The sequence below is a fragment of the Acidovorax sp. SUPP950 genome (assembly GCF_030158935.1).
Classification (GTDB): domain Bacteria; phylum Pseudomonadota; class Gammaproteobacteria; order Burkholderiales; family Burkholderiaceae_C; genus Paracidovorax.
The window spans coordinates 194,785-220,869 of record NZ_BQXE01000002.1; the positions used below are offsets into that span (position 1 = coordinate 194,785).

22 protein-coding genes are annotated in these 26,085 nt (G+C 68.0%); 20 read left to right on the forward strand and 2 right to left on the reverse strand.

The features are described 5' to 3' along the window. The first annotated feature begins 15 nt into the window (after positions 1-15). Together AVME950_RS10160 and AVME950_RS10165 are read left to right on the forward strand one after the other, a co-directional pair. Positions 16-906 carry a class I SAM-dependent methyltransferase gene (locus AVME950_RS10160; RefSeq protein WP_284429723.1) on the forward strand — a complete coding sequence of 297 codons (891 nt, stop codon included), beginning with the start codon at positions 16-18 and terminating at the stop codon, positions 904-906. Positions 907-992: 86 nt separating this feature from the next. Then, entirely contained in the window at positions 993-1,850 is an 858-nt protein-coding gene (locus tag AVME950_RS10165; RefSeq protein ID WP_284429724.1) for a methyltransferase domain-containing protein, read from the forward strand. A gap of 126 nt (positions 1,851-1,976) precedes the next feature. Here the strand turns inward: AVME950_RS10165 and AVME950_RS10170 are convergent, their stop codons facing one another. After that, on the reverse strand, positions 1,977-5,879 hold the full coding sequence (locus AVME950_RS10170) for a methyltransferase domain-containing protein (protein ID WP_284429725.1): 3,903 nt from the start codon (positions 5,877-5,879) through the stop codon (positions 1,977-1,979). Positions 5,880-5,955: 76 nt separating this feature from the next. Here AVME950_RS10170 and AVME950_RS10175 point away from each other — a divergent pair, with 76 nt between their 5' ends. The 17 genes from AVME950_RS10175 (at position 5,956) to AVME950_RS10255 (ending at position 23,648) form a co-directional block, all read left to right on the forward strand. Then, positions 5,956-6,741 carry a glycosyltransferase family protein gene (locus AVME950_RS10175; protein ID WP_284429726.1) on the forward strand — a complete coding sequence of 262 codons (786 nt, stop codon included), beginning with the start codon at positions 5,956-5,958 and terminating at the stop codon, positions 6,739-6,741. After that, a complete protein-coding gene (locus AVME950_RS10180; RefSeq protein WP_284404934.1) occupies positions 6,738-7,841 on the forward strand; it encodes a glycosyltransferase family 4 protein in 1,104 nt (367 codons plus the stop codon). Before AVME950_RS10175 ends, AVME950_RS10180 begins: the two co-directional genes overlap by 4 nt. A 150-nt stretch (positions 7,842-7,991) precedes the next feature. Beyond that, the gene (argB, locus tag AVME950_RS10185) at positions 7,992-8,885 is read left to right on the forward strand and encodes an acetylglutamate kinase (RefSeq protein ID WP_284404937.1); all 894 of its coding nucleotides are present in this window, start codon (positions 7,992-7,994) and stop codon (positions 8,883-8,885) included. Between the two features lie 85 nt (positions 8,886-8,970). Then, complete coding sequence (locus AVME950_RS10190; protein WP_272565155.1) at positions 8,971-9,678, forward strand: response regulator transcription factor; 708 nt, start codon at positions 8,971-8,973, stop codon at positions 9,676-9,678. A gap of 43 nt (positions 9,679-9,721) precedes the next feature. Continuing rightward, a complete protein-coding gene (locus AVME950_RS10195; protein WP_284429727.1) occupies positions 9,722-11,164 on the forward strand; it encodes an ATP-binding protein in 1,443 nt (480 codons plus the stop codon). A 123-nt stretch (positions 11,165-11,287) separates the two neighbouring features. Next, positions 11,288-11,941 carry a nucleoid occlusion factor SlmA gene (slmA, locus tag AVME950_RS10200; protein ID WP_284429728.1) on the forward strand — a complete coding sequence of 218 codons (654 nt, stop codon included), beginning with the start codon at positions 11,288-11,290 and terminating at the stop codon, positions 11,939-11,941. Between the two features lie 262 nt (positions 11,942-12,203). After that, on the forward strand, positions 12,204-12,872 hold the full coding sequence (locus tag AVME950_RS10205; protein ID WP_272569803.1) for a TetR/AcrR family transcriptional regulator: 669 nt from the start codon (positions 12,204-12,206) through the stop codon (positions 12,870-12,872). 71 nt (positions 12,873-12,943) lie between these two features. Further along, positions 12,944-14,749: an acyl-CoA dehydrogenase C-terminal domain-containing protein gene (locus AVME950_RS10210; RefSeq protein WP_284429729.1), complete on the forward strand. Its 1,806-nt coding sequence runs from the start codon at positions 12,944-12,946 to the stop codon at positions 14,747-14,749. Positions 14,750-14,796: 47 nt separating this feature from the next. Then, entirely contained in the window at positions 14,797-15,231 is a 435-nt protein-coding gene (locus tag AVME950_RS10215) for a DUF2147 domain-containing protein (RefSeq protein ID WP_284429730.1), read from the forward strand. 21 nt (positions 15,232-15,252) lie between these two features. After that, positions 15,253-17,694: a 3-hydroxyacyl-CoA dehydrogenase/enoyl-CoA hydratase family protein gene (locus AVME950_RS10220; protein WP_284429731.1), complete on the forward strand. Its 2,442-nt coding sequence runs from the start codon at positions 15,253-15,255 to the stop codon at positions 17,692-17,694. A gap of 19 nt (positions 17,695-17,713) precedes the next feature. Beyond that, positions 17,714-18,232, forward strand: a complete 519-nt coding sequence (locus AVME950_RS10225; protein WP_272565149.1) for a DUF4442 domain-containing protein — start codon at positions 17,714-17,716, stop codon at positions 18,230-18,232. 49 nt (positions 18,233-18,281) lie between these two features. After that, positions 18,282-19,481 (forward strand): acetyl-CoA C-acyltransferase, encoded by a 1,200-nt coding sequence (locus AVME950_RS10230; RefSeq protein ID WP_284429732.1) that lies wholly within the window; start codon positions 18,282-18,284, stop codon positions 19,479-19,481. Positions 19,482-19,575: 94 nt separating this feature from the next. Further along, positions 19,576-20,403 (forward strand): acyl-CoA thioesterase, encoded by an 828-nt coding sequence (locus AVME950_RS10235; protein WP_284429733.1) that lies wholly within the window; start codon positions 19,576-19,578, stop codon positions 20,401-20,403. 62 nt (positions 20,404-20,465) lie between these two features. Beyond that, complete coding sequence (locus AVME950_RS10240; protein ID WP_284429734.1) at positions 20,466-21,245, forward strand: enoyl-CoA hydratase; 780 nt, start codon at positions 20,466-20,468, stop codon at positions 21,243-21,245. A gap of 264 nt (positions 21,246-21,509) precedes the next feature. Then, positions 21,510-22,406, forward strand: a complete 897-nt coding sequence (locus AVME950_RS10245; protein WP_284429735.1) for a tripartite tricarboxylate transporter substrate-binding protein — start codon at positions 21,510-21,512, stop codon at positions 22,404-22,406. A gap of 18 nt (positions 22,407-22,424) precedes the next feature. Continuing rightward, positions 22,425-22,913, forward strand: a complete 489-nt coding sequence (locus AVME950_RS10250) for a thioesterase family protein (protein WP_284398167.1) — start codon at positions 22,425-22,427, stop codon at positions 22,911-22,913. A gap of 150 nt (positions 22,914-23,063) precedes the next feature. Then, positions 23,064-23,648 (forward strand): bactofilin family protein, encoded by a 585-nt coding sequence (locus AVME950_RS10255; RefSeq protein ID WP_284429736.1) that lies wholly within the window; start codon positions 23,064-23,066, stop codon positions 23,646-23,648. Positions 23,649-23,764: 116 nt separating this feature from the next. Here the strand turns inward: AVME950_RS10255 and AVME950_RS10260 are convergent, their stop codons facing one another. Continuing rightward, positions 23,765-24,202, reverse strand: coding sequence for an acyl-CoA thioesterase (locus AVME950_RS10260; RefSeq protein WP_284429737.1), 438 nt, complete (start codon positions 24,200-24,202; stop codon positions 23,765-23,767). A 40-nt stretch (positions 24,203-24,242) separates the two neighbouring features. On the opposite strand from AVME950_RS10260, the gene AVME950_RS10265 reads away from it, so the two are divergent. Next, a complete protein-coding gene (locus AVME950_RS10265; protein WP_284429738.1) occupies positions 24,243-26,072 on the forward strand; it encodes an ABCB family ABC transporter ATP-binding protein/permease in 1,830 nt (609 codons plus the stop codon). Positions 26,073-26,085 lie beyond the last annotated feature (13 nt).

The following is a 26,085-nucleotide window of genomic DNA, read 5'->3' on the forward strand; positions in this document are numbered from 1 at the left end:
CCGGCCCTTGACCCCATGAACGATCTGACCGCCCCTCCTCAAAAGGCCTCCGACTGGCTGGCCCTCGGAATCCAGCACCTCGAACGCGACGAGCGCGTCCTGGCCGCAGAGGCCTTGCGCCATGCCTTGCAGGACCGCGAAACGCGCCTCACCGCCCACCAGCTCATCGAGCAGCACACGTTGCCGGGCGCCTTCTCCCAGATGATGGGGCTGAACTGCGAGATCGCGCGCGCCGACGACATCTTTCGCTTCTTCGAGGGCCATCCCTCCAGTACCAACCCTCTGCGCGACTATCTCGCGGATGGCTGGCGCACGCTGTCCGAGCTGATGACGCTGCTGGAGACCGTGGATCGGCCTTTGCTCAAGACCCCGCGGTTCATGGAGTTCGCGAGCGGGCACGGCCGCTTCACGCGGCATCTGGTGAAGGCGCTGGGCGCGGACCGGGTGACGGTGTCCGACGTCGTGCCGGACGCCATGGCGTTCGCGCAGCGCACTTTCGGCGTGCGGAGCGTGCTGTCGTCCACCGTGCCGGAGAGTCTGGTGTGGGATCAGCAGTACGACGTGGTGTTCGTGCTGTCGCTGTTCAGCCACCTGCCGCGCCGCACCTGGGCCCGCTGGCTGCAGTGCCTGTACGACGGCGTGGCACCTGGAGGGGTTCTGGTGTTCTCCACGCATGGCTTGAAGGCGGCGGCGCACGACAGCGTTGCGCTGGACGATGACGGCTTCTTCTTCGCTCCGTCCAGCGAATCCCAGGCCATCGATGTGCAGGAATACGGCACCGCGTTCACGTCCGAAGACTTCGTCCTCGCGCGCATCGCGGAGACGGTGGGCGCGGACAAGCTCGTTCACCGTTCGCTGGTGCATTTCTGGAACCACCAGGATGCCTATGTGCTCGCCAAGCCCTGAGCGCAGGGTGTGGTGGGCCTGACTGACCCCCTTCCTGGCTCCGAGCCCTTTGACTGATTGAAATCCTGCGACAGGCGTTTTCCTCCATGACCACTCTGTTCGATCGCATCCAGCAACGATTTTGGGGACCGCCCCAGTGGGATGCCGAGCGCATTTCCGACGAGTGGTTCCGGGCGCACTTCCACTATGCGGCCGATGTGGTCCAGCACTGGCTGGGTTCGGCGCTGGATGTGAAGACGGCGCGGCTCCTCAACTTCGGTTGTGGCGACGGCATCACGGACCTGGCCCTGGTCCTGCGCCACGGGGCGACGTCGATCCATGGCATCGATATCCGGCAGGAGTACGCCAAGCTGCCGCGCATCGCGAAGGAGCAACTGGGCCTTCGCCGCGTGCCGAAGGCCCTGAGCTTCGAGACCATCGCACCCGCCACCCCGCTGGCGGGAAGGCGGCCGGTGGACGGGATTTTCAGCTGGTCCACGTTCGAGCATGTGAGCCAGGACCAGCTCGAACCCATCGCCCGCGACCTGTACGCGGCGCTCAATCCCGGGGGCGTGTTCTTCCTGCAGATCGAGCCGCTGTATTTTTCTCCCTTCGGCTCGCACCTGCGACGCTATGACGAGGTGCCCTGGCACCACCTGCTGGTGAGCGATGACGAGCTGTGGGCCATCATCCAGGCGCACGAAGGGCCGATCGATGGCGCCGAGCGCGATTTCGGCTTCGACGACTTCGGTGTCGAGGGGTACAAGAAGTTCGTCTTCAACGAGTACAAGGCATTGAACCGGGTGACGGCGGACGAGCTGGTGGCCCTGATGACCCGGGTGGGCTTTCGGGTCATTCGCCAGGAGCGGCGCAGTGTGCAGATGGACATTCCAGCGGCCCTGCACGGCCAATATCCGGACGAGTTGCTGCTCAACAACGAGATCTTTCTGCTGCTGGGCAAATAGGGCCCGGATCGCCCTTCGGTGCCATCCATCGCACCGAGTGCGTCGACGGGCCTTCCGCAAACAAAAAAGGGCTGCCGGAGAAGGCAGCCCTTTTTTCGTTCCGGCGCCGTGCGGCGCGAAGCCGGTTCAGGCTTGCAGCCAGTTCTTGACCCGGCGCTGCCACTGCGCCGGGATGCGCCGTGCAACGCCACGCAGCACCGGCAGCGAGCGCAGATAGACCACCGCCGACAGCACGCCTGATTTGGCGGCGGCGGTGGGTGTGGCCTGGGGCAGGTAGGGCTGCAGGTCGGCCAGGGTCATGGGGGTCAGCGCAGCCACGGGCCTGGAGTCCGCCAGGTAGTCGGTCTCGTAGCGGAACGGCGCCGACGATTCATGCGGCAAGAGGGCAGTCGGCTGTGCCTCGGCCAGGGCCGGGGCCTCGCCCTGGGCGAAATGCCGGTCGCGGACCTCGGTGAACCAGGCCAGCCATTGGGCGGGCGTGGCATCCCAGGGGTGCACCCAGCTCCAGGGCCGGCCCGCCAGCCGCTCGGCGAAGGCGCCGATGTCGGGCACGACCACCGGCAGGCCGGCCAGCAGCGCGGCGCTCAGGGTGTAGCTGTAGGTCTCGGGCCATTGGGCGGGGAACCAGACCAGGTCCGGCTCCAGCCATTGCAGCAGGCCGGGCAGGTCCTTCTCTTCATACTCGCCATGGATGGTCAGGCGGGCGCGGGGCTGCGTCTGAAGGTGGCGGTAGCCGTAGCCGATCAGGTGGAAATCCACGAGGGCGTTGCGGCGGGCCGCCTCGGCGGCCACGGCTTCCAGCACGTCCGCGCCCTTGATGGCGCTCAGGGCGCCGATCACCACCACCCGCAGCCGTTGGCCAGGCTGCAGCGTGCGCGGCGCGGGCAGCGGCAGCGCCGCGCTGTCGGGCAGATCGGTGTGTGGTACGGCGTGCACGTGCGCCGCTGGCGCGAAGCCGGCGATGCGCCGCGCCGTATCGTGGCTGGGCGCGAGCACCCGGCGTGCGCCGGTGAGCAGGCGCGCATTCGCGCCACGCCATTCGGCGACGGTGCCGCCCAGGGGGGAATGCATCTCCGGCGTGCAGCACTTGCATTGCCCGGGACCGATCTCGCCGGCGTACCGGTTGGTCGTGTCGGTCATCGAGATGTGCGTGCAGTAGCTGTAGTAGTCGTGCGCGGTGAAGTCGTAGGGCACATCCAGCAGGTGCGGGATGTTGCGAACTTCCTGGCCGTGGCCCAGCAGGTGGTGAAAGTGCACCTGCCGCACGCCCAGCTGCCGCAGCACGCCGAGCAGGTCGTCGTACTGGTCGTTCAGGCGGAAGGTGAGTTCGAAGCCCTCGTCCTGCCCCGCCATCCGCAGCCGCACGCTGTGCCCAGGCGCGGGCGTGAGGGTCAGGAAGGTGGCCTGGTCCGCCAGGTGCGCGGCCAGTTCGCGGACATGCCGGACCGTGCCACCGGCCCGGTCGTGCAGCACGGCGAGCACGGCCGGCAGGCCGGCCTCGGCAATGCGGGCCACGTCGAGCGCCAGCCGGTAGGGCTGCGCCGGATCGGCCTGCACGAACGCATGTACGTCGCGCTCATAGCGCGGATGCAGGCGGCGCAGGGTTTCCATGGCGGCGAGTTCGCGCGGGCTCTTGCTGTCGCCGAAGCTGACCCCGCCGGTGTGCAGCACGAAGGTGTCCAGCAGGTGCAGGTTGCGCCAGCCGGCCGCGTGCGCGCGCTGGCAGAAATCGTTTTCCTCGCCGTATCCCTTGCCGAAATGCTCGGTATCGAACAAGCCCAACTGCACCAGGCAATCGCGCCGGATGTACATGCAAAAGCCGACGCCCGTGGGCACGTCCACGACCGCGCCCGGGTGGGTCCTGGCGCACAGCGCGTCCAGGCGGGCCGTGTCGTAGCCGGGCGGCAGGTCGTTGTCCTTGCAAAAGCGCGGGTAGCTGCAGATGGTGGCGTTGTTGGAGAACGGGGTGACCGAGGCCACCTTGGCGTCGCCGTAGGCCGCGTTGCGGATGCGGTCGAGCCAGTCGTTGGCGACTTCCGTGTCGCTGTTGAGCAGCAGCACGTCGTTGGTGCCGCTCAGGGCCATGCCGCGGTTGACGGTGCCGACGAAGCCGAGGTTCTCCTCGTTTTCCAGCAGCACGATGTGCTCGTCCTGCTTGGCCCGCTCGCGCAGCCAGGCCGTGACTTCGGGCTCGGGGCTGGCATCGTTGATGACGATGAGGCGGTAGGGCGTGGCGCACGGGCTGGCCAGCACGGAATCGACGCACATCTGCGTGTCGGCCAGGCCCCGGTAGACCGGCACGATCACATCCACGGGGTGCTGCGGCGGCGTGACCTGCACGGGCCCCTGCGCCGCCGCTGCGGCGGCATGCTTGGGCGCACGGCCCAGAAGGCGGTCCAGGCGCATCTTGGTGTGGACGAGTGGGCGGGTCGCGCGGAACACGGTGGAGTTTTCGATCGTTTTCAAGTGGTGGGCGAGGGCGCCGTAGTCGTGTTGCAGGCGGCCCAGTTCATGCTGCAGTCGGGTGGCGTTGCGCTGGAACTGGGCGGACTCCTGCTGCAAATCGGCCCGCTGGCGCAGCAGCGTCTGGGTGCTGTCCTTGAGCGTGGCGTTGTGTTCCTGCAAGGCCTGGTTGGTGTACTCCAGGGTGAGCTTGTCGCCCTCGAGCACTTCCTTTTGCTCGCCCAAAGCGCGCTTTTCCAGCTCGAGCGCCTCGCGGGTCTCCCGAAGCAGTCGATCAGCCTCGCGCTGTGCCTGCGCCTGGGCCAGGGCTGCTGCCGTCTTCAGGTCGGAAATCTGTTCCTGCAGCGGGAAGATGGCACTCGAAAGGGCCAGGTAGTCGGCGGACATGGGCCACCCCAGGTCGATGTCCAGCACGGCCCCGCCGCCGGCGTGGCCGGTCAGGACGTCCCGGGGGATCGGCAACTCCATCCAGGGGTCGTCCCCGGTGAGCAGCAGCAGGGTGGCGGGGGAGGCGGCCGGCATGGGCTGCTCCCACACGATCTGGCGGTGGGGCGAGCGGGCCAGCAGCGAGCGCGATGCAGTGTCGGCCTGCCACGTCCACACCGCGTCGCCCTGGGCATTGCGCAGGGCGATGCCATGCAGGTGCATGAAGCCGGGGCGGTCCGCCGGGTCGAGCCTCAGGTTCGTGAGGGGCGTGGGCGTATCGGGCAGGGTGAAACGCACCGTCTGGCGTTCGCGGCCGATGATGCCGGTGGCGGTCAGCTTGCGGTCTTCGGCGTATTCGCCGTTCTGGCCCAGGTAGAGCTGCGCCGTGAACAGGGCGTGGGCTTCCTGCGGGTCCGGCGTGCCGCTCTGGTCCTCGGCGATGGCCTGAGCGGCAGGCTGCGCCACGGCGATGAACTGGTAGGCCATGGCATCGGGCGCTCCGAGCAGATGGCGCGAGACGGCCGGTGGCAGCAGGTCGAAGGCGGCCTTGAACTCCGATTCGGGCACCTCGCGGCGCACGGTGTCGATCTGGTCGACGGCCCAGCGCTGCTCGCCCAGGAACCGCCCCAATGATCGCCGGGTGAAGAAGCGAAGGTGGGTGCGGTCCAGCAGGCCTTCCTCGCGGTAGCGGAATTCACCCTGCAGCAATTCGGCCACCAGGCCGCAGTAGCCGGCGTTGGGCACCGAAATCAGCAGTTGACCACCGGTTGCCAGCAGTTCGCGGCATTGCGCCAGGATGCCCTCCGGGCGGCGCAGGTGCTCGAGCACGTCGGCACACACGATGTAGTCATAGCGCTGGCCGGTAAAAAGGGTAACCAGATCGCATGTCTCCAGATCGGACACTTCCACGCGCCGGTAGTGGGGGCGGGCGTGTTCGGCCTCGGCTTCGCTGAGCGTCACGCCATCGCTGGTGCAGCCCCGGGTCTCTGCCAGATATTGCCCGAGTGCGCCGCTGCCGCAGCCCAGGTCGAGCACCGTGGATCCCTCGCGGACAAGGCTCGCCAGCACGGAAAGGGAGGTGCGTTCGTCTTGCTTGATGGTGCGCAGATAGACGTGCAAATCCTCGATTGTTTGGGTCATCCCCGGATTATGACGGGCGCATGGCAGCGGCCCGCCTGGCAGGACGGTGTGCGAGGCAGACGACAATAGCGTGTTCATGATGTCATCTCTCAATGCGGAACGGGGCCTGGTGGTCTCGCTGATCAGCCATGGCCACGGGCCCTGGGTGCAGGTTTTGCTGCAGGATCTGGCGCGCCTGTGCGGGGCCAGCGTCTCGCGCGTGGTGCTCACGCTCAACCTGCCCGAGGCCGAGCCGCAGGCCCCCGCCGGAGGCTGGCCCTTCGTGCTGGAGATTCGCCGCAATGCGTCGCCCCTGGGCTTCGGCGCCAACCACAACCGCGCATTGCGCGGGGCGGCCGAACCGATGGTCTGCGTGCTGAATCCGGACGTCAGCCTGCTCGGCGCGAACCCGTTTCCCACGCTGTGCGAGGCCGCCCTGCCGGCGGACGTGGGCTGCGCCTACCCGGAGCAGGTGGACGGCCGCGGCCAGTTGCAGGATTCCGAGCGCGAGCTGCCGTCGCCCGCCGCGCTGTGGCGCCGCCGCGTGCTCGGGCAACGGGAGCATCGGGTGGACTGGGTGAACGCGGCGTTCCTGGTGATGCGGCGGGCGGTGTGGGACGCGCTGGAGGGATTCGATGAAGGGTATTTCATGTATTGCGAGGATGTGGATTTGAGCTTGCGCATGCGGCTGAGGGGCCTGCGGCTGCACAAGGGCGCGGCCCGCGTGGGCCATGTCGGGCAGCGCGACAGCCAGCGCCGCATGGCCTACCTCGCCTGGCACGTGCGCAGCCTGTGGCGGCTGTGGCGCTCGCCGGTGTATCGGCAGGCACGATCTTTGTTACCGGAGGGCCCCCGCGGCCCGCATACCATCGGCGCTCCATGATCTGGTTGTCTCTGGTTGCGTTTCTGGTTTCCACGCTGGTGGCTGCGGGCATCGTCCGTTGGGGGCGCGACCACGCGTCCGTGTATGGCGACACCATGCCGCAGCGGTTCCACTTGGGGGATATTCCCCGGCTGGGCGGGGCGGCGCTGCTGGCCGGCATGGTCTGCAGCTGGATGCTGGGGGTGGTTCAGACGTCGTGGATGGGCGATCCGGGCTCGCTGCGGCTCGGCGCCTGGGTGGTCTGGTGGATCGTGGCGCTCCTGCCGTCGGCGGTGGGCGGCATCGTGGAAGACCTGACGCAGCGCCTGACCGTGCGCTATCGCCTGCTGCTCACGGCGCTGTCGGGCGGGCTGGCGCTGATGGTGCTGCAGCTGAACGTGCAGCGCATGGGCCTGCCCTGGCTGGACGGCTTCCTGGCCCAGACGCCCTGGCTGGGCATGGTGATCGTGGTGCTGGCGGTGGCCGGCCTGCCGCACGCCTTCAACATCATCGACGGCTACAACGGCCTGGCGGGCATGGTGGCGTTCATCGTCTGCCTGGCGCTGGCGCACGTCAGCCTGCAGGTGGGGGACCGGTCGCTCGCGACGCTGTTCGTGTGCACGGCGGCGGCCACGGCCGGGTTCCTGGTGTGGAACTACCCGCGCGGCATGATCTTCGCCGGCGATGGGGGCTCCTACATCTGGGGCGTGGTGATCGCGCTGGGCAGCATCTCGCTCGTGCAGCGCAACCAGGACGTGTCGCCCTGGTTCCCCATGCTGTTGCTGATCTACCCGGTCTGGGAGACCGTCTTCTCCATCTACCGCAAGCTGGTGCGCGGGGTCTCGCCCGGCGTGGCGGACGCGCTGCACTTCCATCAGCTCATCTATCGGCGCATCGTGCGCGGGGTGTTCCACGACGACGAGTCCCGCCGCGTGCTCATGCGCAACAACCGCACTTCGCCCTACCTGTGGGGCTTCACCCTGCTGACGGTGGTGCCCGCAGTGCTGTTCTGGAGCAACACGGTCGTGCTGGCGATCTTCTGCGCCCTCTTCATGATCGCCTACGTCTCCGCCTACCTGGCCATCGTGCGCTTCAAGGTGCCCAGCTGGCTGCGGCATTGAAGACCGCCCACGGGCCGATGCTGAATGGCATCGCCCGGTGCCGTCCGGGCCCGTTCCTGCGCCCGTCCCGCCCCAGCGCCGTCCGGGGGCCGGGGCAAGGCACAATGCGCATCTCCATCGCTTAACCGCTCCTTCAGCCGCGAGCTCTTCATGACGACCGACCTTCTTTCGATTGCTCCGCGCGACAAGGCCGAAATCCTGGCCCAGGCGCTGCCCTACATCCGCAAGTTCCATGGCAAGACCATGGTCATCAAATATGGCGGCAACGCCATGACCGACCCGGCGCTGCAGGCCGACTTCGCCGAGGACGTGGTGCTGCTCAAGCTGGTGGGCATGAACCCGGTGGTGGTGCACGGCGGCGGCCCGCAGATCGAGACCGCGCTCAACCGCCTGGGCAAGAAGGGCCAGTTCATCCAGGGCATGCGGGTGACCGACGCCGAAACCATGGAAGTCGTGGAGTGGGTGCTGGCGGGCGAAGTCCAGCAGGACATCGTGGGCCTGATCAACCAGGCGGGCGGCAAGGCCGTGGGCCTCACCGGGCGCGACGGCGGCATGATCCGCGCCCAGAAGCTCAAGATGGTGGACAGCAAGGACCCGAGCATCGAGCACGACATCGGCCAGGTGGGCGACATCGTCTCCATCGACCCGAGCGTGGTCAAGGCGCTGCAGGACGATGCGTTCATCCCCGTCATCAGCCCCATCGGCTTCGGCGAGAACAACGAGAGCTACAACATCAACGCCGACGTCGTGGCCAGCAAGCTCGCCACCGTGCTGCAGGCCGAAAAGCTCGTGCTCCTCACCAACATCCCGGGCGTGCTGAACAAGGCGGGCGAACTGCTCACCGACCTCACCGCCCGCGAGATCGACACGCTGTTCGCCGATGGCACCATCTCCGGCGGCATGCTGCCCAAGATCGCCGGTGCCCTCGATGCCGCCAAGGCCGGGGTGAACGCGGTGCACATCATCGACGGCCGCGTGCCGCACGCCATGCTGCTGGAAATCCTGACCGAGCAGGCCTACGGCACCATGATCCGCAGCCACTGAGATGCCCGCCTGCGCCTCGCCCGCCGTGCAGCGCGCCGCCCCCGGCGGTGCCGCGCCGGTCCGTTCCTGAGCGGGTGACAGGGCGATGCGCCTGCTGCTGGTCGAGGACGACGTCATGCTGGCCAGCGGCATCAAGCTGGGCCTGACCGACGCGGGCTATGCGGTGGACTGGGTGGGCAGCGGCGAGCGGGCCGAAGAGGTGCTGCGCACCGAATCGTTCGACGCCGCGATCATCGACATCGGCCTGCCGGGCATGGACGGGCTGGAGCTCACGCGCTGCCTGCGCCGCCCCGAGATGGCCCATCCGGCCATGCCGGTGCTCATCCTCACGGCGCGCGACGCCCTGCACGACCGCGTGCAGGGGCTCGACCTGGGCGCCGACGACTATATGGTCAAGCCCTACGAGCTGCCCGAGCTGCTGGCGCGGCTGCGCGCCCTGCTGCGGCGCTCTCAGGCCGCGACCACGGCCATCCTGAGCTTCGGGCCGCTGGAGCTGGACACCGCCGGCCGCACCGTGAGCATCCGCACCGCCAGCGACCCCCATGCGCGCCAGCCCATCGAACTGGGCCCGCGCGAGTGGACGGTGCTGGAATACCTGCTGATCCACGCGCCCAAGCCGGCCAGCAAGGAAAAGCTGCTGCAGGCCCTGACCGGCTGGGACAAGGAAATCACGCCCAATGCGGTGGAGGTGTACGTGTCCCGCCTGCGCAGCAAGCTGGAGCCCAATGGCGTGGCGCTGCGCTCCATCCGGGGCTTCGGCTACCGGCTGGAGCTGCAGCCGCCGCGCGGCTGAGCGCGCCCGCCCACCCCTGCACCCGCCCACCCCGGCCGCCGCCATGACCTCCGCGCTGCGCATCCGGCTGCTGCTGCTGCTGATCCTGCCGCTGTGCGCCCTGGCGCTGGCGGGCGCGTGGCTCGACTACCGCTCGGCGGACGAGGCCGCCAGCCGGCACGACCAGCGCCTGCTGCGGCTGCTGCCGGCGCTGGCCGACTCGGTGGTGGCCCCGCCCGTGAGCGACGGCGGCCCGCCGCTGCTGCTGCTCGCGCCCCCGGTGGAGGAGTTCCTGCGCCAGAACAGCGGCTTTTCCGGCTACAGCGTGCAGGACCTGTCCGGCCGCGTGCTGCTGGGCGAGGACTGGGTGCAGAGCGCCGTGCCGGCCACGCACGACCCCGAGTTCCACAGCGTCGAGTACGACAGCGTCACCTACCGCGTGGCCGTCCAGCGCAGCCGCACGGGGGCGGGGGAGCTGGTGGTGGCGCTGGCCGACGGCTCCGATCCGCGCCAGCAGTGGGGCAAGCAGATGCTGCTGCGCGTGCTGCTGCCCAACCTGGTGCTGGTGGCGGCCGCGGCGCTGGCCATCCACTGGGCCGTGCGCCGCGCGTTCAAGCCGCTGGTGGACCTGGCCGAGGCCGTCGCCCGGCGCTCGCCCCGGGACTTGAACCCCATCGACGAAGCCGCGTCGCCCGTGGAGGTGCGGCCCCTGGTGTACTCGCTGAACCGGCTGTTCGCCCTCGTGAACGAGCAGGCCGAGGGGCAGCGGCGCTTCGTGGCCGACGCCGCGCACCAGCTGCGCACGCCGCTGGCCAGCCTGCAGGCACAGGTGGAAGCCTGGGCGCTGTCCGCGCAGGCGGGCAGCGGCCGGGAGGGCCATGGATCAAAACAAGCTCCAGCGCAAATAGTACTAGGGCATGGCGCTATATATTTAGGAGCGGACCAGATCGAGAAGCTGCGGCAGGCCACCCGCCGCACCTCCAAGCTGGCGCACCAGTTGCTGGCCCTGTCGCGCGCGGATGCCCGCAGCCTGGACGCGCAGGCCATGCAGAGCGTGGATCTGAAGGACCTGTGTGAAAGCCTGCTGGAGGCGTTCCTCGACGCGGCCACCGCCAAGGGGCTGGACCTGGGGCTGGAGGTCGCGCCGGCCCGCGCCGTGGGCCACGGCTGGCTGCTGCGCGAGCTGCTCACCAACCTGGTGGACAACGCCATCAAATACACGCCGGCCGGTGGTGCCGTGACCATCCGCTGCGGCGGCGCTGCCAACGGCGGCGCGTTCCTGCAGGTCGAGGACGACGGACCGGGCATTCCCGAGGCGGAGCAGGCGAGGGTGCTGCAGCGCTTTTACCGGGTGCCGGGGGCTGCGGGGGAGGGCACCGGACTGGGGCTGGCCATTGCCGACGAGATCGCGCGCGTGCACGGCGCGGCGCTGGGCCTGGGGCGCGGGCCGTCCGGCCGGGGGCTGGTGGTGACGGTGTTTTTCGCGCCGGCGCGCAAGGTTCGCTAGCCGCCTGTGCCGCTGATGGTTCCGCCGCCCTGACGGCGCAGCGTGGCGCTGGAAAGGCGGGGCCGCCTGCACCGAAGTCCGGCGGGACCGTGTGCGAGAATCAATTGCATACATCTGTTGCCCATGCCTGAACTCCAGTCCCTGCCTGAACCTGTCGCCACCGTGGCGCAAGACGTCCCTGCGGCCCGCAAACGTCCCAAGCCGGGGGAGCGGCGGGTGCAGATCCTGCAGGCGCTGGCCGGCATGCTGGAGCAACCCGGCTCGGAACGCATCACCACGGCCGCGCTGGCGGCGCGCCTTTCGGTCAGCGAGGCGGCTCTGTACCGGCACTTCGCGAGCAAGGCGCAGATGTTCGAGGGCCTGATCGATTTCATCGAGCAATCGGTCCTCACGCTGGTGAACCAGATCATCGAGCGCGGTGCGCAGTCCGACACCTCGGGCACGCAGCAGGCCGCGCGCATCGTCGCCATGGTGCTGCAGTTCGGCGAGCGAAATCCGGGCATGGTGCGCGTGATGGTGGGCGATGCCCTGGTGCTGGAGAACGAGCGCCTGCAGCAGCGCATGAACCAGTTCTTCGACAAGATCGAATCGAGCCTGCGGCAGTGCCTGCGCCCCGCCGCGCAGGCCGCCGGGGCCGATGCGCCCACGGTCGAGGCCCAGGTGCGCGCCGCGGCGCTGTGCGATCTGGTGCGGGGGCGGCTGCAGCGGCATGCGCGCTCGGGCTTTCGGCGCGCGCCCAGCGAGCACCTCGAGGCCACGCTCGCGCTGCTGCTCTGACCCGCTGTCCCTGACCGGCTGCAGATCCTGCTGCCTGGGTGATGCCAGGCATTCCAGACGTTCTACTTCCCCGAAGCGCGCCAGACCGGCCGGGCTGGCGGTGCCGCTTGGTGCAAGTCGCACTGCGTTGCTTCGTCCCACTGTTCCAGCGTTGCGCGCGCGGCTAGGGGTTTTCCCGGTGCAGAGCCCCTCATCGCCCTGCGGGATGGGCAGGCCCGGCGTTTTCATGCAAAATAGCACGATCGTTCGTTTTATTTTTTCCATGCCGGTCACCCCCCTCCCATCCCGCTCCGTTCGCTCCGCCAGCACCCGCGAAGGCCGCGCCTTGCAAAAGGGCCAGCAGACCAAGGCGGCGATCGTCGAGGCCGCACTGGGCCTGGCCACGCACATCGGGCTGGAAGGCCTGTCGATCGGTGCGCTGGCGGACGTGACGGGCATGAGCAAGTCCGGCGTGTTCGCCCATTTTGGTTCGCGTGAGGAGCTGCAGATCTCCGTCATCCGCGAATACCACGCGCGCTTCGAGCAGGAAGTGTTCTACCCGGCCGTGTCCGCCCCACGGGGCCTGCCGCGGCTGCGGGCCCTGTTCGGCAACTGGATGAAGCGCACCTCCATCGAAATCGATTCGGGCTGCATCTACATCAGCGGTGCCGTGGAGTTCGACGACCGCACCGGCCCCGTGCGCGATGCGCTGGCCAGTTCGGTGCTGACCTGGCTGGCCGCCATGAAGCGCGCCATCGACCAGTGCAAGGAGCAGGGCGAACTGCGCGGCGACGTGAATGCCGAGCAGATGCTGTTCGAGATCCACGGCCTCATCCTGGCGCTGCACTACGAGGCGCGCTTCCTGCAGACACCCGGCTCCATCGACCGGGCCAATGCCGGCTTCGACAGCATCCTCACCCGCTATGGCGCACCGCCGCCCGCGCAGGATTGACCGACCCGTTTTGCTTTTCTCTCTCCCTCTTTCCTTTTCATTTCCCACCCTTTCCATCCAAGGAGCCCCCCATGCCGACCTACACGCCGCCCCTTCGCGACATGCAATTCGTACTGCACGAGGTGTTCAAGGCGACCGAAGAACTGAAGGCCCTGCCCAAGCATGCCGACGTGGACGTGGACACCATCAACGCCGTGCTGGAAGAGGCGGGCAAGTTCGCCACGGGCGTGGCGTTCCCGCTCAACATCAGCGGGGACGAGGAAGGCTGCACGCTCGACAAGGCGACGCACGAGGTGACCACGCCCAAGGGTTTCAAGCAGGCCTACGCGCAGTACGTGGAAGGCGGCTGGGCGGCCCTGAGCTGCGAGACCGAATACGGCGGCCAGGGCCTGCCGTTCGTGCTGAACCAGTGTCTGTATGAAATGCTCAACAGCGCCAACCAGGCCTGGACGATGTACCCCGGACTGTCGCACGGCGCCTACGAGGCGCTGCATGCGCACGGCACGCCCGAGCAAAAGAAGCTCTACCTGCCCAAGCTGACCAGCGGCGAATGGACCGGCACCATGTGCCTGACCGAGCCCCATTGCGGTACCGACCTGGGGCTGCTGCGCACCAAGGCCGAGCCCGTGGCGGGCGCGCCCGAGGGCACCTACAAGATCACCGGCAACAAGATCTTCATCAGCGCGGGCGAGCACGACTTCACCGAGAACATCGTTCACCTGGTGCTGGCCCGCCTGCCCGATGCGCCCAAGGGCAGCAAGGGCATCAGCCTGTTCATCGTGCCCAAGTACCACGTGAACGCCGACGGCTCGCTGGGCGAGCGCAACCCGATCTTTTGCGCCGGGCTGGAGCACAAGATGGGCATCCACGGCAATGCCACGGCGCAGATCGCGATCGACGGCGCCATCGGCACGCTGGTGGGCCAGCCGCACAAGGGCCTGCAGGCCATGTTCGTGATGATGAATGCCGCGCGCCTGGGCGTGGGCAACCAGTCGCTGGGCCTGACCGAAGTGGCGTTCCAGAACGCGCTGGCCTACGCCAAGGACCGCACGCAGATGCGCAGCCTGTCGGGCACGAAAGCCAAGGACAAGGATGCCGATCCGATCATCGTGCACCCCGACGTGCGCAAAATGCTGCTGACCGCCAAGGCCTATGCCGAGGGCGCCCGCGCGCTGCAGATCTACTGCACGCTGCTGCTGGACAAGGCGCACAGCCACCCCGACGAGAAGGTGCGCCAGGAGGCCGACGAACTGGTGGCGCTGCTCACGCCCATCGTCAAGGCCTTCATCACCGACAACGGGCACATCGCCACCAACGCCTGCATGCAGGTCTTCGGCGGCCACGGCTTCATCAAGGAATGGGGCATGGAGCAGTTCGTGCGCGACAACCGGATCAACATGATCTATGAAGGCACCAACACCATTCAGTCGCTGGACCTGCTGGGCCGCAAGGTGCTGGGCAACAACGGCGCCACACTCAAGAAGTTCGGCAAGCTGGTGGGCCAGCTGGTGCAGGAAGAGGGCGTGAACGAGAAGATGGCCGAGTTCATCAACCCCATCGCCTACCTGGGCGAGCAGATGACCAAGTTCACCACCGAGATCGGCTTCAAGGGCTTCCAGAACCCCGACGAAGTGGGCGCCGCCGCCGTGGACTACCTGCGCGTGGCCGGCCACCTGGTGTTCGGCTACCTGTTCGCCCGCATGGCCCAGGTGGCGCTGCGCGAGATCGCCAACGGCAACACCGACCCGTTCTATGTCGCCAAGCTGCAGACGGCGCGTTTTTACTTCGCCAAGCTGTTCCCCGAAACGGCCACGCTGATGCGCACCGCGCGTGCCGGCGCCAAGCCGCTGATGGACACCGACGCCGCGTTGGCCTGACCGCACCGGCGGCCCCCTTCCCCGCCTTTTTTTGCACTGGAGCCGTTATGAATAAAGCGCTAGCAACGATGTTGTGTGTGGCCATGGCCGCCCCCGCGTGGGCCCAGATGTCGCCCGTGGGCGGGTGGCGCAGCATCGACGACAAGACGGGCGAGGCCAAGGCCGAGATCCGCATCGCCGAAACGGGCGGCGCGCTCACCGGGCGCATCGAGAAGTCGCTGAAGAAGGACACGCCCGCCGATGCGGTCTGCGTCGAATGCCAGGACGACCGCAAGGGCCAGCCCATCGCCGGCCTGGAGATCATCCGGGGCGGCAAGAAGGCCGAAGGCAAGGACGTGTGGGAGGGCGGCAAGATCCTCGATCCCGAAAACGGCAAGGAATACCGCGCCAGCTTCACGCCCATCGACGGCGGCGCCAAGCTGGAGGTGCGCGGCTACCTCGGCCCGTTCTGGCGCACGCAGGTCTGGCAGCGCATGCAGTAACCCATTCCAAAGAAACCAACCATGTCCCGATTCCAAGTGAAGAAAGTCGCCGTGCTCGGCGCGGGCGTGATGGGTGCGCAGATCGCCGCCCACCTCGCCAACGTGAAGGTGCCGGTCGTCCTGTTCGACCTGCCCGCCAAGGAAGGCCCGAAGAACGGCATCGTCACCAAGGCCATCGAGGGGCTCAAGAAGCTCAAGCCCGCGCCGCTGGGCGTGGCGGAAGACGCCGCGCTGATCGGCCAGGCCAACTATGAAGAGCACCTGGAGCAGCTGCGCGGGTGCGATCTCATCATCGAGGCGATCGCCGAGCGCATGGACTGGAAGCTCGATCTCTACAAGAAGATCGCGCCCTTCGTCGCACCCGGCGCCATCGTGGCCTCGAACACCTCCGGCCTGTCGATCACGCGCTTGAGCGAGGCGCTGCCCGACGCCATCAAGCCGCGCTTTTGCGGCATCCACTTCTTCAACCCGCCGCGCTACATGACGCTGGTGGAACTGATCGACACGCCGACGACCCGGCCCGAGGTGCTCGACCAGCTGGAAGCCTTCGTGACCAGCGGCCTCGGCAAGGGCGTGGTGCGCGCGCACGACACGCCCAACTTCATCGCCAATCGCGTCGGCATCGCCGGCATGCTGGCGACGATGAAGGAAGTGGAGAACTTCGGACTGACCTACGACGTGGTGGACGACCTCACGGGCAAGAAGCTGGGCCGCGCCAGCAGCGGCACCTTCCGCACCGCCGATGTGGTGGGCCTGGACACCATGGCCCACGTCATCAAGACGCTGCAGGACAACCTGAGCGAAGACGCTACCAAAGGGGCTGCGCAGTTTGATCCGTTCTACGGCAGCTTCGGCACGCCCGAGGTGCTGAACAAACTCATCGAGATGAAGAACCTGGGCCAGAAGGCCAAGGCGGGTTTCTACAAGAAGGTGGGCCGCGACATCCTGCGCTTCGACCTGGAAAGCGGCGAGTACGTGCCCGGTGGCCAGAAGGCCGACGAGGTGTATGCCCGCATGCTGAAGAAGCCTGCCGGCGAGCGCCTGAAACTGCTGCGCCATGCCGAGGGCGCACAGGGCCGGTTCCTCTGGGCCATCCTGCGCAACAGCTTCCATTACGCTGCCGTGCATCTGGGCACCATCGCCGACAACGCGCGCGACGTGGACCAGGCCATGCGATGGGGCTTCGGCATGAAGCAGGGCCCCTTCGAGCTGTGGCAGGAAGCCGGCTGGCTGGAGGTGGCGAAGATGATCCAGGAGGACATCGACGCCGGCAAGGCGTTCAGCAAGGCGCCGCTGCCCGACTGGGTGTTCAAGGGCCCGGTGGCCGAGGCCGGCGGCGTGCACACGGCCGAAGGATCGTGGAGCGCTTCGCGCGCCAAGTTCGTCCCGCGCCGCCAGCTGCCCGTGTACGAGCGCCAGCACTTCCCCGAGAAGCTGCTGGGCGAGGCGCTGCCCGACTGGCGCACGGCCGGCACCACGGTGTCCGAGTCCGATGCGCTGCGCACCTGGACGCTGGACAAGGATGGAGGCTCCTCCGGTCGCCGGATCCTGATCGCCAGCATCCAGAGCAAGATGCATGCGATCAGCCCCGACGTGATGGAGGGGCTCGTCGAAGCCATCGACATCGCCGAGCGCGAATACGACGGCTTGGTGATCTGGTCCGGCGACGCGCCGTTCAGCGTGGGCGCCGATCTGGCCGCCACCATGCCGGCCTTCGTCGTGGCCGGCATCTCGGCCATCGAGAGCGTCGAGCAAGAGCTGCAGAACCTCATGCTGCGCCTGCGCTACGCGCAGGTGCCGGTGGTGTCCGCCATCCACGGCATGGCACTGGGTGGCGGCTGCGAGCTGGCCGTGTATTCGGCCCGCCGCGTGGCGCACATGGAAAGCTACATCGGCCTCGTCGAAGTGGGCGTGGGCCTGGTGCCGGGCGCTGGCGGCCTGACCTACATCGCGCGCCGTGCGGCCGAGAACGCCGCCGCCTCCACGGGCAAGGACATCCTGCCCTTCCTGACCGAAGGCTTCACCGCCGCGGCCATGGCCAAGGTGGGCACCAGCGCGCTGGAATCGAAGAAGCTCGGCTACCTGCTGGACAGCGACATCGTCGTGCCGCACAAGGACGAGGTGCTGTTCGTCGCCTTGAACGAAGCCAAGGCGATGGCGGCCAGCGGTTGGCGCGCCCCTAACAAGCGCCTGTTCCCCGTGGCCGGCCGCAGCGGCATCGCCACCATCCGCGGCTCGCTGGTGAACATGCGCGACGGCGGCTTCATCAGCGACCACGACCAGCACATCGCCACCCTGATCGCCGAGATCGTGTGCGGCGGCGACGTGGATGCCGGCACGCTGGTGAGCGAGGAATACCTGATGGCGCTGGAGCGCAAGGCTTTCTGCGCGCTCATCCAGCATCCCAAGACGCAGGAGCGCATCCTGGGCATGCTGAACACCGGCAAGCCCCTGCGCAACTGATGTGCCATCGGACGACCGCATGACGACCTCCACCGGCGCATTCCCGCCCAACCGCATGCAGCTCCAGCTGGAACAGGTGGACGAGTTCCCGAAGTTCCTGCGCCCCTGGGTGCGCAACCTGGTGCTGCGCCGCGCCGTGCCGTTCACCCGCACGGCGCGGGTGGAGTTCATCGAGATGTCGCCGAACCGCGTGGAAGTGCGCCTGCCCAACGAGCACCGCGTGCGCAATCACGTCGGCAGCATCCACGCCTCGGCCATGAACCTGCTGGCCGAGACGGCCACGGGCATGGCGATGGGCCTGAACGTGCGCGACGACTGCCTGCCGCTGGCCAAGGACCTGAAGATGGCCTTTCGCAAGCGCGCCACGGGCGCCTTGCGCGCGGTGGCGGTGCTGACCGACGCGCAGCGCCAGGCCATGCAGGACAGCGACAAGGGCGAGATGCAGGTGCAGGTCACCGTGACGGACGAGGCCGGCATCGAGCCGGTGGAATGCGAATTCACGTGGGCCTGGATTCCGTCCAGCCGCCCCGCCAAGTAACTGACTGATTGACTGACCGATCGATTGATCGATTGAAGGAGCCTTCTTCATGGCAAAACAAATGCAGGACGCCTACATCGTCGCCGCCACGCGCACGCCCATCGGCAAGTCGCACCGCGGCTTCTTCCGCAACACCCGCCCCGACGATCTGCTGGCGACCACCCTCAAGGCGGCCCTGGCCCAGGTGCCCGGGCTGGACCCGGCCTCCATCGAAGACATCATCTGCGGCTGCGCGATTCCGGAAGGCGCCCAGGGGCTGAACGTGGCGCGCATCGGCGCGGTGCTGGCGGGGCTGCCCACCAGCGTGGGCGGCATCACCGTGAACCGCTTCTGCGCCTCGGGCCTGTCGGCCGTGCAGATGGCGGCCGACCGCATCCGCGTGGGCGAGGCCGACGTGATGATCGCCGCCGGCGTGGAAAGCATGAGCATGGTGCCCATGATGGGCAACACGCCCTCGCTGTCGCCCAGCATCTTCGCCAAGGACGGCGACGTGGGCATCGCCTACGGCATGGGCCTCACGGCCGAGAAGGTGGCGCAGCAGTGGAAGGTGTCGCGCGAGGACCAGGACGCCTTCGCGCTGCAGTCGCACCAGAAGGCGCTGGCCGCGCAGCAGGCCGGCGAGTTCACCGACGAGATCACGCCCATCGAGGTGACCGACCGCACGGCGGACCTGGAGATGGGCGAGAGCATCGCCAAGACCCGCACCGTGGCGCTGGACGAAGGCGCACGGCCCGACACCAGCCTGGAAGGCCTGGCCAAGCTCAAGACGGTGTTCGCCGCGCGGGGCTCCGTCACCGCCGGCAACAGCTCGCAGACCAGCGACGGCGCGGGCGCGCTGATCCTGGCGAGCGAGGCAGCCGTGAAGCGTTTCGGCCTCACGCCGTTGGCCCGCTTCGTGAGCTTCGCGAGCAAGGGCGTGCCGCCCAGCATCATGGGCATCGGCCCCATCGAGGCCATTCCGGCCGCGCTGCGCTATGCGGGCCTCAAGCACGAAGACATCGACTGGTTCGAGCTGAACGAAGCCTTCGCCGCGCAGTCGCTGGCGGTCGTGCGCCAACTGGGCCTGGACCCTTCCAAGGTCAATCCCATGGGCGGCGCCATCGCCCTGGGCCACCCGCTGGGCGCCACGGGCGCCATCCGCGCCGCCACGGTGGTGCATGCGCTGCGCCGCAAGAACCTCAAGTACGGCATGGTGACCATGTGCGTGGGCATGGGGCAGGGCGCTGCGGGCATTTTCGAGCGCGTCTGAGGTCGGGGGCGCATTGCGCGCCCCGGCATTCCGGGGTTCAGGCAGTCGCCGGCACGACGGGACGGAGAAAGCAATCACGGCACACTCGCACACCATGACCCTCGATCTCCATCCCCTGGACGACGCGCTGGCCCTGGAGCCGGCCGGCGCCCACCGGTACACCGGCCGGACCACGCCCGCCTACTGGAACATGGTCGGCCCTTTCGGCGGCGCGACGGCCGCGGTGCTGCTGCAGGCCGTGCTGCAGCACCCCGACCGCCTGGGGGAGCCGCTGTCGCTCACCGTCAATTACGCCGGTGCGGTGGCGCAGGGCCCCTTCACGGTGCAGGCCACGCCGGTACGCACCAACCGGTCCACACAGCACTGGACGCTGTCCATCGTGCAGCCCGGCGCCGACGGCGAGTGGGTCACGACCACCACGGGCACCGCCGTGACCGCCGCCCGCCGCGAAACCTGGAGCCTGGCCGACACCCCCATGCCGACAGCGCCCGGCCCCGACACCCTGGAGCCGCTGGCCAAAGGGCTGGGCGTGGCCTGGCTCGACCGCTACGACCTGCGGCCGGTGACCGGGGCCTTGCCGCAGCGCTGGGACGGCAACGGCGACAGCAGCCTCTCGCAGCTGTGGATGCGCGATGCGCCCGCCCGCCCGCTCGACTTCTGCGCGCTGGCGGCGCTGGCCGATGTGTTCTTTCCGCGGGTCTGGCTGCGCCGTGCGCACCGGGTGCCGGCAGGCACGGTGTCCCTCACGGTGTATTTCCACGCGGGGCGGGAGCAGCTGGCCGCCACGGGCACCGGATTTTTGCTGGGCCAGGCGCGTGCGCAAGAATTCCGCAACGGCTTTTTCGACCAGACGGCCCAGTTGTGGAACGATGCCGGCACCATGCTGGCCAGCAGCCACCAGATCGTTTATTACAAGGAATGAGGCGCCCCCTGGCGCCCCGTTCGCTTTCCCCGCCCACGACCTTCCATGGCAGGAGCTTTCCCATGACCGATACCTCGACCCAGGACATCCTCGTTCACACCGAATCCGGCGTGGCCACCATCACCTTCAACCGCGTGGAGAAAAAGAACTCCATCACCACCGCGATGTACGCCGCGCTGGCGGATGCGCTGGAGTCCGCCGCGGCCGACAGCGCCGTGCGCGTGGTCGTGCTGCAGGGCGATGTGGCCATTTTCAGCGCCGGCAACGACATCGGCGACTTCCTGAACAAGCCGCCATCCACGCAGGACTCGCCGGTGTTCCGCTTCCTGCGCGGCATCGCCACGTTCCCGAAGCCGGTGGTGGCTGCGGTCTGCGGCCCGGCCGTGGGCATCGGTACCACCATGCTCTTTCACTGCGATCTGGTCTATGCGGGTGACAACGCCGCGTTCTCCATGCCGTTCGTCAACCTGGGGCTGTGCCCGGAGGCCGCGTCCAGCCTGCTCGTGCCTCAGATGATGGGCTACCACCGCGCGGCCGAGGCGCTGCTGCTGGGCGAGCCCTTCCTGGCCGAGGCGGCGCTGGAGGTGGGGTTGGTCAACCGCGTGGTGCCGCCCACCGAGTGCAACATGGTGGCCCAGACCCAGGCGCGCAAGCTGGCGGCCAAGCCGCTTTCCGCGCTCATCGAGACCAAGCGCCTCATGAAGCAGGGCCAGACGGCCGCCGTGCTGGAGCGCATGGCCGAGGAAGGCGCGAGCTTCGGCCGCATGCTGCAGGAGCCTGCTGCACGCGAGGCGTTCAGCGCTTTCGTCGAGAAACGCCGGCCGGATTTCAGCGCGGTGTGACCGCATCTGCGGGGGGCGTGGGCCTGGCGTTTTGCCTGGAAACCGGGCATAACGATAGATGCCGGTGGCATGAATCTGGCAGTACATTGCTGCTCATCCATCCACCCCCTGCCGGACCGTGCCATGACTGCTGCCAAACCACCATCGCCATTCGCTGCTCCCCGTGCGCCGTCGCGCCGCGCCTTTGTGCAATGGGGCGCATCGCTTGCCTGCGGGGCCCTGGGGGCGTCGGCCCTGGCTCAGGGGACGACCGCTTCGGCGCCCGTGCCACTGGAAGGAGGCATCCTCAAGGTCGTGGTGCCGTATGCAGCCGGTGGAGCATCCGACCGGGCCGCGCGCCTGCTGGCCGATGCCCTCGGGCCCCGGCTGGCGGTGCCGGTGGTGGTGGAAAACCGCGTGGGCGCGGGGGGGCGGCTGGCCGTCCAGCAGTTGCACCGCGACAGCTCCGGCCAGAACCAGGTCGTGCTGGCCAACCCGGCCACCATGCTGGTGGCGCCGCTGGTCTTCAAGGACAACGGCTACGACCCCGACAAGGACTATGTGGCCCTGTCCCAGATCACGAGCTACCAGTTCGGCCTGGCCGTGTCCACGGCCGTGCCGGTCAAGGAGTTCGCCCACCTGCACGCCTGGATGCTGGCCAATCAGGACAAGCTGGCCGCCGGCGTGCCGGCCACCGGCAGTCTGCCGCATTTCTTTGCCCTGATGCTGGCCGAGAAGCTCTCCCTGCAACTGCCCGTCGTGGGGTATCGTGGTTCCGCGCCGCTGCTCAACGATCTGATGGGCGGCCACGTGCCCATCGCCGTGGACACACTGGATGCGCTGGAGCCCCTGCACAAGGCCGGCAAACTGCGCATTCTGGCGGTGTCGGGTGATCAGCGGTCTCCCACGCTGCCGACGGTGCCCACCTTCAAGGAGGCGGGGCTGGGCCTGTCCGCCCTCGGGTGGAACGTGCTCTATGCGCCTGCGTGGCTGCCGCCGGCCCGGGCCCGGCGCATCGCCGACACGGTGACCCAGGTCATGGCGGACCCGGCCCTGCAGGCCCGCTTCGTGGCGGCCGACATGGTGCCCGTGGTCAGCTCGCGCGACCAGACCGCCAAAATGCTGACGGCCTACAAGGCGCAATGGGCGCCGGTGGTCCGCCATTCGGGCTTTCAGCCCTGAACCCTTGCCCCTTCCTCGATGACTCCACCCCCTGATTCCGCCCAGCCCTCTCCGTTCGAGGCCGAGTTCATCGATGGTTTGAAGGACATCTTCGAGCAGCGCATCGTCTTCAACCAGTTGCTCGGTCTCAAGGTGACGCACCTGGGAGCCGCACATGTCGAGGCGCGCATCGAGATGAAGCCCGAGCTGGTGGGGCACTACGCCTACAACCGCGTGCACGGCGGCGTCATCAGCGCGGGGCTGGATGCCATGGGGGGGCTCGCCGTGATGGCGGCCATCGGCGCCCGCCACATGGACGAGCCGCCCGCGCAGCGCCTGCACCGCTTCGGCAAGCTGGGCACCATCGACCTGCGCATCGACTATCTGCGGCCAGGCATCGGGAGCCACTTCACCCTGCGGGCCGAAGTGCTGCGGCTGGGCTCCCGCGTGGCCAGCACGCGCATGGAGTTTTTCGGCCCCGATGGCACCCTGATGTCGGCAGGCGCTGCGGCCTACATCGTTTCGTAGCCTCGGCCTGCGCGCGATCGCGGCGATGTATGTCGCTGCAAAGCATGCAAGTGCATGCAACGATCGAATGGTTTGGTTACCGTTCTTGCGTAACGCGGGGAGTTTTCGCGGAACGTCGCTTCTAGCATGGCTCTTTTTCAAGGAGATCTGATGGCCGTGCAAAACCCCTTCTTCGGCAAGCGTGAACCCGACGCATTCCAGCCTCGCCAACCTTCTTCCGTCCTCGGTGGTGCGACCACCGTGGTGCCCGGTGGCAACAGTGCCACGACCACGGCCCCTTCTTCCGCCAAGCCGGTATCCACCGGCACGGCGCCTGGCAGTGCCGTTTCCGACGGCGTGGGCAGCAAGCTGACGGTGGGCCCGAACATCAAGCTCAAAGGGGTGGAGATCACCGATTGCGACACGCTCGTGGTCGAAGGCACGGTGGAGGCCACGATGGACTCCCGCGTGATCCACATCGCTGAGCAGGGCGCCTTCCGCGGCTCCGCCGAAATCGACATCGCCGAGATCCACGGCGAGTTCGACGGCACGCTCACCGTGCGCGAAAAGCTCGTGATCTACAGCACCGGCAAGGTGACCGGCAAGATCCGCTACGGCAAGGTGGTGATCGAAGAGGGCGGCCAGCTGGCCGGCGAGATCTTTGCCGGCACGTCGGGCCCCGCTCCCCGTGCCAATGCGGTGAACAACAACACCGCCAACGCGCGCAACGAAGCGCCTGCACTCGCCGCGGCCTGAGCCTCGGCGGGCATTGCGACCCACCCCGGCGTGCGCCGAGGGCGCACGTCACCGATCTGCCACGTACGGCCCGTGGCAGGCCAGGCGTTTCGCGCCGGGGTTCTTACTGCATGTTCTCAGCCTGCCGTGCCGCTTTCGGGCACAGCGGTGGCCGGCAGCGGGCGGGGCCTGCCTGCGGCATCGATGGCCACATAGGTCAGTCGCGCTTCCGTGACCTTCACATACCGGCCCTGCGCTGAAAAGCGCTCTGCATACACCTCGACCTCCACCGTGACCGAGGTGCGTCCAGTGCGCGTGACTGCCGAGAAGAACGACAGGATGTCCCCCACGCGAACGGGCTGCTTGAACACGAATTCGTTCACCGCCACGGTGGCCATGCGGCCCTGCACGTAGCGCGCCGGCAGCACCGATCCCGCCAGATCCACCTGGGCCATGACCCAGCCGCCGAAGATGTCGCCGTTGGCGTTGCAGTCGGCCGGCATCGGAATCACCTTGAGCACCAGCTCCTTGTCGGTGGGCAGTTCGGTCAACGCAGCGCTGGTAACGGCGGTCATGGGCACAATCTCGGTAAAACAACAACCGGAATTGTCCTTCATGCGCCCCCACGGCGAATCCCCACCCCCTCTCGCCTCGCGCTCCGGCGCCGGCTCCCGCACCGACTGGGCCACGCTCGGCCGGCTCGTTCCCTATCTCTGGCAATACAAGTGGCGGGTGATCGCGGCGCTGGTCTTCGTCGTGGGGGCCAAGGTGGCCAACGTCGGGGTGCCGCTGTTACTCAAGCAGTTGATCGATGCCATGTCGATCGCTCCGGGCGACCCCGCCGCCGTGGTGGTCGTGCCCATCGCCCTGCTGCTGGCCTATGGCGGGTTGCGCCTGTCCACCTCCATCCTGACCGAACTGCGGGAACTGGTCTTCGCCAAGGCCACGCAGGGCGCCGCCCGCAGCATCGCGCTGCAGACGTTCGAGCACCTGCATGCCTTGAGCCTGCGCTTTCACCTGGAGCGGCAGACGGGCGGCATGACGCGCGACATCGAACGCGGCGTGCGCGGCATCGAGTCGCTGATCTCGTTCACGCTGTTCAACATCGGCGCCACCCTGATCGAGGTGTTCCTGGTGCTCTCCGTGCTGGCCGTCAAGTTCGACGCGTGGTTCGCCTGGATCACGCTGGGCGCCCTGGGCCTGTACATCGCGTTCACCGTGCTGCTGACCGAATGGCGCACGAAATTCCGCCGGCAGGCCAACGAGTTCGACTCGGCCGCGCACGCGAAGGCGGTGGACTCGCTGCTGAACTACGAGACCGTCAAGTACTTCAACAATGAGGCGTTCGAAGCCCAGCGCTACGACGAAAGCCTGCAGCGGCTGCGCCATGCGCGCCTCAAGAGCCAGACCTCGCTGTCGCTGCTGAACACCGGGCAGCAGCTCATCATCGCCACCGGCCTGGTGGCCATGCTATGGCGCGCCGCGCAAGGCGTGGCCGATGGCCGCATGACGCTGGGTGATCTGGTCATGGTGAACGCCTTCATGATCCAGCTCTACATCCCGCTCAACTTTCTGGGCGTGATCTACCGCGAGATCAAGCAGAGCCTGACCGATCTCGACAAGATGTTCACCCTGATGGACAAGGAGCGCGAGGTGGCCGATGCGCCCGGCGCCCAGCCGCTGGTCCACCTGGAGCACCCGGCCGTGCGCTTTGAAGACGTGCACTTTGCCTACGAAAGCCGTGCGGGCAGCGCGCGGCCCATCCTGCACGGCATCAGCTTCGAGATTCCCGCCGGCAAGACGGTGGCGGTGGTGGGGCCCTCGGGCTCGGGCAAGTCCACGCTGGCGCGCCTGCTCTTTCGCTTCTACGACATCCAGTCGGGCCGCATCACGGTGGCCGGGCAGGACATCCGGGCCGTGACACAGGACAGCCTGCGGCGCGCCATCGGCATCGTGCCGCAGGACACCGTGCTGTTCAACGACACCATCGCCTACAACATCGCCTACGGCCACCCGGGCGCGGGCCAGGATGCCGTGGAAGCCGCCGCCCAGGCCGCGCGCATCCACGGCTTCATCGCCGCCACGCCGCTGGGTTACGCCACGCAGGTGGGCGAGCGCGGCCTCAAGCTCTCGGGCGGCGAGAAGCAGCGGGTGGCGATCGCCCGCACGCTGCTGAAGAACCCGCCGATCCTGATCTTCGACGAAGCCACCTCCGCGCTCGATTCCGCCAATGAGCGGGCCATTCAGGCCGAGCTGAAAAGCGCGGCGCGCAACAAGACGGCCCTGGTGATCGCGCACCGCCTCTCCACGGTGGTGGATGCGCACGAGATTCTGGTGATGGAAGCCGGCCGCATCATCGAGCGCGGCACCCATGCCGCGCTCCTGGAGCAGGGCGGCCGCTACGCCAGCATGTGGGCGCTGCAGCAAAGCGGAGAGGCCGGCTGACGGGGCGCCGCAA